This is a genomic window from Patulibacter sp., from assembly GCF_030655195.1.
Lineage (GTDB): Bacteria > Actinomycetota > Thermoleophilia > Solirubrobacterales > Solirubrobacteraceae > Patulibacter.
The window spans coordinates 19,476-28,944 of the sequence record NZ_JAURWA010000153.1; the positions used below are offsets into that span (position 1 = coordinate 19,476).

General features: G+C 73.3%; 7 protein-coding genes. 4 read left to right on the top strand and 3 right to left on the bottom strand.

The window, feature by feature from the left end:
* Positions 1-19 precede the first annotated feature (19 nt).
* A complete protein-coding gene (locus Q7T67_RS17455; protein WP_304792669.1) occupies positions 20-490 on the bottom strand; it encodes an SRPBCC family protein in 471 nt (156 codons plus the stop codon).
* 295 nt (positions 491-785) lie between these two features.
* On the opposite strand from Q7T67_RS17455, the gene Q7T67_RS17460 reads away from it, so the two are divergent.
* On the top strand, positions 786-1,232 hold the full coding sequence (locus Q7T67_RS17460) for a hypothetical protein (protein ID WP_304792672.1): 447 nt from the start codon (positions 786-788) through the stop codon (positions 1,230-1,232).
* Positions 1,233-1,298: 66 nt separating this feature from the next.
* Here the strand turns inward: Q7T67_RS17460 and Q7T67_RS17465 are convergent, their stop codons facing one another.
* Entirely contained in the window at positions 1,299-3,527 is a 2,229-nt protein-coding gene (locus tag Q7T67_RS17465) for a penicillin-binding transpeptidase domain-containing protein (RefSeq protein ID WP_304792675.1), read from the bottom strand.
* A gap of 206 nt (positions 3,528-3,733) precedes the next feature.
* Between Q7T67_RS17465 and Q7T67_RS17470 the strand changes: the two genes are divergently transcribed.
* The 3 genes from Q7T67_RS17470 (at position 3,734) to Q7T67_RS17480 (ending at position 6,784) form a co-directional block, all read left to right on the top strand.
* Positions 3,734-4,072, top strand: a complete 339-nt coding sequence (locus Q7T67_RS17470) for a hypothetical protein (RefSeq protein WP_304792678.1) — start codon at positions 3,734-3,736, stop codon at positions 4,070-4,072.
* A 392-nt stretch (positions 4,073-4,464) separates the two neighbouring features.
* Positions 4,465-5,787 (top strand): CdaR family transcriptional regulator, encoded by a 1,323-nt coding sequence (locus Q7T67_RS17475; RefSeq protein WP_304792681.1) that lies wholly within the window; start codon positions 4,465-4,467, stop codon positions 5,785-5,787.
* A gap of 58 nt (positions 5,788-5,845) precedes the next feature.
* Positions 5,846-6,784 carry a fatty acid desaturase gene (locus Q7T67_RS17480; protein WP_304792684.1) on the top strand — a complete coding sequence of 313 codons (939 nt, stop codon included), beginning with the start codon at positions 5,846-5,848 and terminating at the stop codon, positions 6,782-6,784.
* A gap of 15 nt (positions 6,785-6,799) precedes the next feature.
* On the opposite strand, the gene Q7T67_RS17485 is transcribed toward Q7T67_RS17480, so the two are convergent.
* Positions 6,800-9,376 (bottom strand): RNA helicase, encoded by a 2,577-nt coding sequence (locus tag Q7T67_RS17485; protein WP_304792688.1) that lies wholly within the window; start codon positions 9,374-9,376, stop codon positions 6,800-6,802.
* Positions 9,377-9,469: the final 93 nt, after the last annotated feature.

A 9,469-nucleotide genomic window follows, 5' to 3' on the forward strand; every position in this document is an offset into this window, starting at 1 on the left:
CCCTCGTGGTGCCGGGTGCTCAGGTCGCCGAGAAGTACTTGCGGGTGTCGGCGAACGCGCTCTTGAACACGAACGCGTTCAACGGCCCGCCCGGCCTGCCCAGCGGTGTCGGCTCGATGCCCGCCCGCCAGGTGAAGCGGCAGGCGGCGTCGCCGTCGGGCTCGACGACGTAGTCCTCCGCCAGACGACGGAACAGCGGGAGATTGCCGGACGTCGCGTAGAACGACATGCGGCGGCCCTCGTCCCAGTTGAAGAAGTGCTCCTTGATCGAGATCGCTCCCCCGAAGACCTTCGCCTGCCGCGTCGTGCCGACGGCGAACGGCCGGTCGGAGGTCCAGCGGATCGACAGCACCCGGCACCAGTGCAGCGGCCGGTCCGACGAGAGCTCGGCCCAGACCTCGGCCGCGGGCCGGGCGATCCGGAAGGTCTCCTCGAACCGGGCGGGGGCGGTGGTGAAGAAGGCGTCGTCGACGGGCTGCAGCTTCGGCATCGGGCCAGTCTGCCGTGCCGGTGCGCGCGCATGGGATCCGCTGCCGCGACGTCGAGAAGGTTTCTCGAGCAACCGTCGTCGGGATCGGCCCCCCGCGGCGTCCCAGCCCTCGAGCGCCCTCCCACGGGAGGGTGCCGCGCCCGGCTCGCGCCGGGCGGATCGGAGTCCGAGGATCGCGGCCGGCGATCGGGGGATCCCGGCCGTGCTCCCCGGATTCCGCCCCGCGGCGACCGGCCGGCCGGTACGGTCGTCGTTCAACCCTCCCCCAGCGCGACGATCGGCCCGAAGGCGCAGCATGGTCCAGGACGACATCCCAGACGACCCGATGGCCGCGGTCCTCGCCTACGCGGACTGGATGACGGAGGACGTCGCCCAGCGGCTCTACGCCGCCCGGCAGGACCTCGCGGACGCCGCGGATCGTGCACCGGACGACGCCGTCGAGATCGACGCGGTGCGCGACCGCCTGATGGACATCGTGCGCAGTCTGCACGAGATCGCCGGGGTCCTCCGGGGCAGCGCCGGCGGCGGGCTCCCGGTCGCCCGGATCGAGGAGCTCGCCGGCCGGGTCGAGCGCCACTGCCTGGACGCCGAGACCCTGATGGCCCGCGGCCTGTCGCTCATCGACCGGCAGTGCGAGGTCGTCCGGGCGCTGCCGGTCCGCCGTGCGGTGCGCGGCGACGGCCCGTTCGCCCGGCCCGGCGGCGCCGAGTCGTCCCCGATCCGCCGCTCGACCGCGGGCTGACCCTCGGGGGCGGACACCGCCGGGACCGGCCTGGCGCGGCCCCTCCGCGGTCGGCGCCTCCCGGGGTCAGTCGCCGCCGGACCCACCCGAGCAGGGCACCTGCTTGGCCGACTGCCCGTACCAGCTGCGCATCACGCCGCAGACGATCGGGCCCGCCGCCTCCGCGCCGAAGCCCCCGTCCTCGACGGTGGCCACGACGACGATCGGACGCTCCGGGTCCTCGACCATGCCCACGAACCAGCTCTGGTCGCACTCCGTGCCGGTCGACTTGTCGCAGCGCTCGGCGGTGCCGGTCTTGCCCAGGACGCGGTAGCGCCCCTGGTCCCAGCCGCGGAAGACGCCCGTCCCGGTACCGCCCGGTGCCGAGACCGCGCCGTGCAGCCCCTGCTCGATGGCGGACTTGTAGGACGCCGGGAACCGGACCCGGCGCGAGGTCGGCGTCTCGAACCGCTCCTTCAGCACGCCGGTGGGCGACTCGACCTGCTTGCCGAGGTGCGGCGTGGGGAAGTGCAGGTCGTCGCGGACCGCGCCGTCGCGGTCGTACAGGCCGGAGTAGGCCGTCGCGAGCTGCAGCGGCGTCATCTGCAGGTCGCCCTGGCCGACGGAGAGGTTGACGTTGTCGCCCTGCCGGTAGGGGGTGCCGAGCTCGGCCACCAGACCGCAGTTGTCGATCTTGCGCTGCTTGCGGCACGCCTTCTCCTCGACGTCCCGGCTGCGGCGCCAGGCGGCGTCCGGGATCGTGCCCGACGCCTCGCCCGGCAGGTCGACGCCCGTGCGGCGGTCGAACCCGTAGAGCCGCGCCCAGCGCTGCAGCGGGGAGCCCTGGCGGGGGTAGAGGTCCCAGCCCAGCTGGTAGAAGAACGTGTCCGACGAGACCGTCAGGGCGTCCGTGACGTTCTGGTTGCCGTGCTCGGCGTTGCCGGCGTTGCAGAAGCGCGACTGGGTGCCGAAGCTCAGGCACTGCCCCGCGCCCTGCGTGGAGCTCGTCGAGATCTGCCCGCTCATCAGGCCGGCCGAGGCGGTGACGATCTTGAACGTCGAGCCGGCGGGGTACGTCGCCGAGATCGCGCGGTTGAACAGCGGCTCGCCGTTCTTCTGGCTCGTGAGCCGGCGGAGCCGGTTGGCGCTGATGCGGTTGAAGACCCCGGGGTCGACCGACGGGTACGACGCCATCGCGAGGATCTCGCCGTTGCGCGGGTCCATCGCGACGACCGCGCCGCCGGCCCTGCGTCCGGTCTTGACGTCGATGCGCTGCCCGATCTGGCCCTGCAGGCCGCGCTGGGCGACGCGGGTCAGGCGCTCGTCGAGGGTCAGGCGCAGGCGGTCGCCGGTCTTCGGCTGGACCTCCGTGACCCGCCCCGTCGGCTGGTTGGCGGCGTTGACCTCGATCCGGCGCTCCCCGTCCCGCCCGCGCAGGAACGAGTCGTACTCGTACTCCAGGCCGCTCTGGCCGATCCGCTGCCCCTGGACCAGGCCCCGGTACTTCGGATCCTTCAGCTGCTCGTCGCCGATCTCGCCGACCTGCCCGAAGATCTGGGCGGCGAGGGCGCCGTCCGGGAACTGCCGGAAGTACTCCTTCGTCACGGTGATCCCGGGGTAGCGCCGCGGGTTCTCGAGGATGTAGTTGCGGACCGCGGGGGAGACGTCCTTCGTGTTCAGCGCGACGCCCGCGTAGGACACCTGGACGACGCCGGAGACGACGCGCTCGTACAGCCGGGCGGTGGAGACGTCCAGCAGCCGGCCGACGTTGCGCAGCGTGGTGCGCAGGGCGGGGGTGGCGTCGCGGGAGACCTTCAGGTCGGGGACCCGGTCCTTCCGCAGCCGCGCGGTCGCCCGGGAGGTGGCCCGCGCTTGACGCCGCTGGCGGGCGGCGGGCGACAGCAGCCTGATCCGCCGCTCGTCCCGGGCGCTCGACGGAGCGAGCAGCCGCTCGGTCAGGCGGTCGACGGCCAGGTCGTGGCGCCCGCGCCGCTGGCCCCAGCCGTTGATCGTGCGCACGTCGATCTGCGAGATCGCGTCGCCCTGCAGCGTCACGACGGTCGAGAGCTTGTTGTCGACGAAGGTCCCCGCCCCGTCCTGGCCGTTGCGGTCGACGATGGTGCCGCGCGGAGCGGCGATGCGGACGACGCGGGCCCGGTTCTCGTTCGCCTGCTGCGTGTACTGGTCGCCCTGGAGCACCTGCAGGAACCACAGACGCAGGAAGAGGACCGCGAAGATCCCGAACGCGATGATGCCGAAGGCCGCGATCCGGAGCGCGAGCTCCGGCGTCGAGGTCCGGCGGTCGTGGGCGCTCAAGACGACGACCGCCGCGCCGGGACGGGTCGGCCGCCCGCGGCGAGCGGCGGCAGGGAGGATCCACGCACGGCGCAAGGGTACGCCGAAGCGACGCGGGTCCGCGCAACCCCCGCTGCGGGGTCCCTCCGGGCGCCCGGGTCGGACGGACGTCCAGGGCGCCGGACATCCGCGGTCACAGAATCGGGACCCCGTGCGAACAACCGGTGATGCTCGACTCGCACGCACCTCTCGACGCCGTCCGCGCCCCGTCAGACCCCTTCCTGCCGCTGCAGGGCCGATCGGCCCTGGAGGCCCTGCGGTTCGACGCGGGCGTCATCCATCACGAGCTCCGGCGCATCGCGGACGACGCCGCTGCGGGCGGGACCCCGGAGATCGACGAGCTCGATCGCGTCGCGACCGCCGTCCGCACGCTGCACCTGCGGATCCTCGAGATCACCCGCGACGACGCCTCGGCCTCGTTCGAGGACGTCGTCGCCGCGCGACGCAGCATCCACCGCTCGCTCGCGATCGTCCAGGAGGTCGCCGACGAGGTCCTCGCCGGCTGACGACCTCGCCCGGGGCATCCGCCCCGCCGCACCCGGTCCCGTCCTGTCCTGTCCTGTCCCGTCCTGTCCCCGCATCAGTCCTGTCCCGTCCTGCGTCGCCCCCCCGCATCAGCCCCGTCCCGTCCCGTCCTGCGTCGTCCCCCCGCACCGCGCCCCGTGAACCCCCGCCCCGTCCCTCGCCGTCCCCGTCCCCATCGCACCTGGTCCCGTCGCCTCCTGCGGCGGCCCCCCGCCGCGCATCCGGTCGTCCCGCGTCCGTCCCGTCCCGCGGCCTTCGGCGACGGGGCGGTGGCACGGTCGCGCCCGTGGCGCACGGCGCGGACCGCGGCCCATCGCAGTCCCGTCCGGGACGTCCCGGCCTAGGTCGACCCCGATCGGCATAGGATCGGCCGATGCGGGCGGACCCGGTCAGCGGACACGACCGGGACCCGCGGGCGGCGGCCGACGCCGCCGTCCGCGCCCTGGCCGTCGAGTGGCTCGCCCGGCTCGACCGCCTGGCCGACGGCATGTTCGATCACCTGCAGGCCCGGATCCCGGTGCTCGACGCCCACGCCGAGCTACGGGGCCTGACCCGGGCGTCCTGCAGCTCGAACGTGGAGACGATCCTCTCCATGCTGGGCAACGGGATCCCGTCGTCGGCGACGGTCGCGCCGGTGACCGCGCTGGAGCACGCCCGGGCGATGGCGACCGTCGGCGCCGAGGTCGACGACACGTTGCGCTTCTACCGGCTCGGTCACGGCTGGTTCCTCGACCACTGGACCCGGGCGCTCGACGAGCGGGTGGAGGACCGCGAGGCCCTGCTCGCCGCGCTGGGCGGCAGCGCCGCGTTCGCGCTGGAGTACATCGACGTCGTGTCGACCCGCGTCAGCGCGGAGCACCTCGCCGAGCGCGAGCGCCGCCAGCGCCGTGCGGTCGTCCTGCGCGGGGACCTGGTGCGGGCACTGATGGACGGCGAGGCCGTCGACGTCGCCGCGGCCGAGCGCGGCCTCGGCCACCGCTTCGCCGGGCCGCAGACCGCGTTCGTCTGCTGGAGCACCCGCGAGGGACCCGAGCTCGAGCGCGTCGCCGCGGCGGTCGCCGAGGCCCTCGGGCCGGGGCGTCCGCTGCTGGTCCTCGAGAGCCCGCGCGTCCTCGGCGGGTGGGTCGCCGCCGACGGGACGTTCGAGCAGGACGCCCTGGACGCCGCGGTCCGCGATGCGGGCCCGCACGTCGCCGTGGCGGTGGGGGCGTCGCACCCGGGCCTCGACGGGTTCGTCCGCAGCCGTCGCGAGGCGGACCGCGCCCGGCGCGTGGCCGGCGTCCTGGGGGACCGCCGGGCCGTCGTCGGGTTCGCGGACGTCGCGCTGCTGGACCTGCTCACGGCCGACCTGTCGGGTGCCCGGGCGTTCGTGCGCGACGAGCTGGGCGACCTGGCCCGGGACGACGAGGCGACCGCGGCGGTCCGCCGCACCGTGCTCGCCGTGGTCGCGCCGCGCGGCGGGGCGATGGCCGCCGCACGGGAGCTGGACCTGCACCGCAACACCGTGCTGCAGCGCATCCACCGGGCCGAGACGCTGCGCGGCGCGTCGATCGAGGAGCGCCCGCGGGAGCTGTTCCTGGCGCTGACCCTCGCCTGCGGTCTGGACCCCGCGGCCCTCCGTGACCCGGCCGTCGACGGCGACGGCCCGGCGGCCGGTGTGCAGTCTGCACATCGGCGCGTGCCGGACGCCCATTGATCGCCGTCCGCGCCGGGCCTACGGTCGAGGCACACGAGGTCCGAGGAGAACCCCGCGCATGTCCGCACCGTCGCTGCCCCAGTCGCCCGTCACCGTCCGCACCATCCCCGACCCGGCCGAGCCCGTCCCGCGGGTCTCGCTCCCGCTGCTCGGCCTGCTCGTCTCGGGCATCGGCGTGTGGGTCCTGTCGACGGTCGCCTACCTGGCCGGCACGACGCCGTGGTGGGTGACGATCCCGGTCAACGCGGTCTGCTCCTACCTGCTGTTCACCGTCGCCCACGACGCCGGGCACTCCTCCGCGTCGAACGAGCCGCGGCTGAACCGCTGGATGGGCCGCCTGGCGGTGCCGTTCTTCGCCCCGCACGCGAGCTTCCCGACCTGGCGCTTCATCCACATGCAGCACCACCGCTTCACCAACCACCAGGACGGCACCGACCCGGACCACTGGGCGATCCACGGGCCCCGCTGGCAGCTGCCGCTGCGCTGGATGACGATCGACCTCTACTACATGGCCTTCTACCTGCCCCACCTGCGAAAGCGGCCGCGCTCGGAGCAGGTCGAGCAGCTCGGGACGCTGGCCGTGCTCGTCGCCCTGATCGCGACGCTCGTCGCGACGGGCCACGTCGTCGAGCTGCTCGTCGTGCTGCTGATCCCGTGCCGGCTGAGCGTGCTGTTCCTCGGCTGGGCGTTCGACTACCTCCCGCACAACGGCCTGCGCGACACGCCCAAGCAGGACCGGCTGAAGGCCACCCGCAACCGCGTCGGCGGCGAGCGCTGGCTGTCCCCGGCGATGCTGTTCCAGAACTACCACCTGGTCCACCACCTGCACCCGCGCGTGCCCTTCCACCGCTACGTGGCGGTCTGGCGCAAGAACGAGGAGCAGTACCTCGAGGGCGACCCCGCGCTCTCGACCGTCGGCGGACGCGCGATCACGACGGACGAGTACCGGCGCCTGCGCGAGATGGCCGACCACCACGACCACGAGCACGCCCACTGAGCCCCGCAGCCGGGGTCAGTCGGCCGGACCGTCCGGACCGAACCGGCGGGTCCGGATGACGGGCTCGCCCGCGGCGTCGGAGGCGTCGAGGTCGACCTCGGCCACGATCGCGACGTCGCGGTTGTCGTCCGGGTCCAGCACGATCTGACGGACGATCCAGCGGCGGCCCTCCTCGCCGGGCGGATCGCGGTCGATCAGGAGCAGCTCCGGCGAGCGGGCCGCCGGCCCCGCGTTCAGCTCGTCGTAGAGCTCCCAGTACGCGCTCAGGGCGTCGCGCCAGGCGTGCGCGCGCATCGTGATCCGGCCGGGCGGGTCGGTGAGCGCCGCGGCGGCGGCGTCGAGCTGCGCGAGCTCGTCCGCGAAGCCGCGTGAGGCGAGCCGGACCTTCTGGAACATCGCGTTGCGAACCATCACCGTGAAGTTCTTCGTGTTCGCGGTGATCGGCCGGGCCGGGGGCGGCGGCGCACCGGCGGCCATGTCGGCGGCGACGCGGGCGACGGCCTCGGGGTCGGTCAGCGCCTCCCACTCGTCCAGCAGGCTCGAGTCCGTCTGGCGGACGGTCTCGCCGAGCCACTCGATGATCGCCTCGAGCTCGGGCGTCTTGACGTCCTCCGGCACCGTCTGGCGCAGGGCCCGGTAGGCCGAGCTGAGGTACCGCAGCAGCAGGCCCTCGGAGCGCATGACCCCGTAGTGGGAGACCGTCTCGGTGAACGTGCGACCCCACTCGTGCATGTCGCGCACGACGGACTTCGGGGAGAGGTCGCTCTCGCGCACCCACGGGTGCGTCTCGCGGAAGTTCCGCAGCGCGTCGAGCAGCTCGTCGCCCAGGGGCTTGGGGTAGCTGACCTGCTCCAGCAGCTCCATCCGCTCGTCGTACTCGATGCCCTGGGCCTTCATCTCGGCGATCGCCTCGCCGCGCTCCTTCTTGGCCTGCGCCATGAGGACCGGGAACGGGTCGTCGAGGATCGACTCGACGACCGACAGCACGTCGAGCGTGTAGGTCTCCGACTCGCGGTTCAGCAGCTCGAAGGCCTGGAGCGCGAACGACGCCAGCGGCTGGTTCAGCGCGAAGTCGTCCTGCAGGTGCTCGGCGAGCTGCAGCCGGCGGCCCTGCTCGTCGGGTTCGTCCATCCACTGCAGGACGCCCGAGGCGATCAGCTCGTCGCCGAGCGACTGCGCCTGCTCGTACAGGCGGTCGCGTCCGCGCTCGTCCTCGTGGTTCTCGCGCATCAGCGCGGTCATCGCGTCGACCGGGTCGGTCGGCTGGTGGACGACGTTCAGGAGCATCGCGTGGTCCACGCGCATCTTCGACACGAGCGCCTCCGGCGTGGCGCCCTTCAGCCGCTCGAACGTCTCCTCCGTCCACTGGACCGCGCCGTCCTGCGGCTTCTTCGTCTGCACCTTGCGGCGCTTCTTCGGGTCGTCGCCCGCCTTCTGCAGCGCGCGCTGGCGCTCGATCACGTGCTCCGGAGCCTGCGCGACGACGAAGCCCTCCGTGTCGAATCCCGCGCGTCCGGCGCGTCCGGCGATCTGGTGGAACTCGCGGGCCTTCAGCAGCCGGTGCTTCGTGCCGTCGTACTTCGCCAGGGCGGTGAAGACGACGGTGCGGATCGGCACGTTGATGCCGACGCCCAGGGTGTCGGTCCCGCAGATCACCTTGAGCAGGCCGGTCTGCGCCAGCTGCTCGACCAGCCGCCGGTAGCGGGGGAGCATGCCGGCGTGGTGGACGCCGATGCCGGAGCGCACGAGCTTCGAGAGCGTCTTGCCGAAGCCCGCGGTGAAGCGGAACGCCCCGATCACCTCGGCGATCTGCCGGCGTTCCTCCTTCGTGCAGAGGTTGGCGGAGAGCAGCGATTGCGCCCGCTCCATCGCCGAGGCCTGCGTGAAGTGCACGACGTAGATCGGCGCCTTGTCCGCCTTCACGAGGTCCTCGAGCAGCTCGTGCAGCGGGTCGATCGACCAGGAGAACGTGAGCGGGACGGGGCGCTCGGCCTCGTCGACGAGGACGGTCTCCCGGCCCGTGCGCTCCGTCAGGTCCTCGGCGATCCGCGAGACGTCGCCGAGCGTGGCGGACATCAGGAGGAACTGGGCCTGGGGGAGGAGCAGGAGCGGCGTCTGCCACGCCCAGCCGCGCTGCCCGTCGGCGTAGTAGTGGAACTCGTCCATCACGACCTGGCCGACGTCGGCCTTCGACCCCTGCCGCAGTGCGATGTTCGCGAGGATCTCGGCCGTGCAGCAGATGATCGGCGCGTCGTCGTTGACCGCGGCGTCACCGGTCAGCATGCCGACGTTGGACGCGCCGAAGATCTCGCAGAGCGCGAAGAACTTCTCCGACACCAGCGCCTTGATCGGCGCGGTGTAGAACGTCACCCGGTTCTCGGCCAGCGCGGCGAAGTGCGCCGCGATCGCGACCATCGACTTGCCCGACCCCGTCGGCGTCGCCAGGACGACGTTGTTGCCGGAGAAGAGCTCGATCGCGGCCTCCTCCTGGTGCGGGTAGAGGTTCAGGCCCTCGTGCGCCGCCCAGTCGGTGAACGCCTCGTACAGCGCGTCGGCATCGGGGTCCTTGGGCAGGGCGTCGACGAGCGTCATGCGGTGCCGTCTGACGCTACCGGGCCGGCGCCCGGCGCCACGGTTCGTGGCGGCCGGCGCCGGCGGCGCGGGGACGTCCGGCCGGCGGGGCGG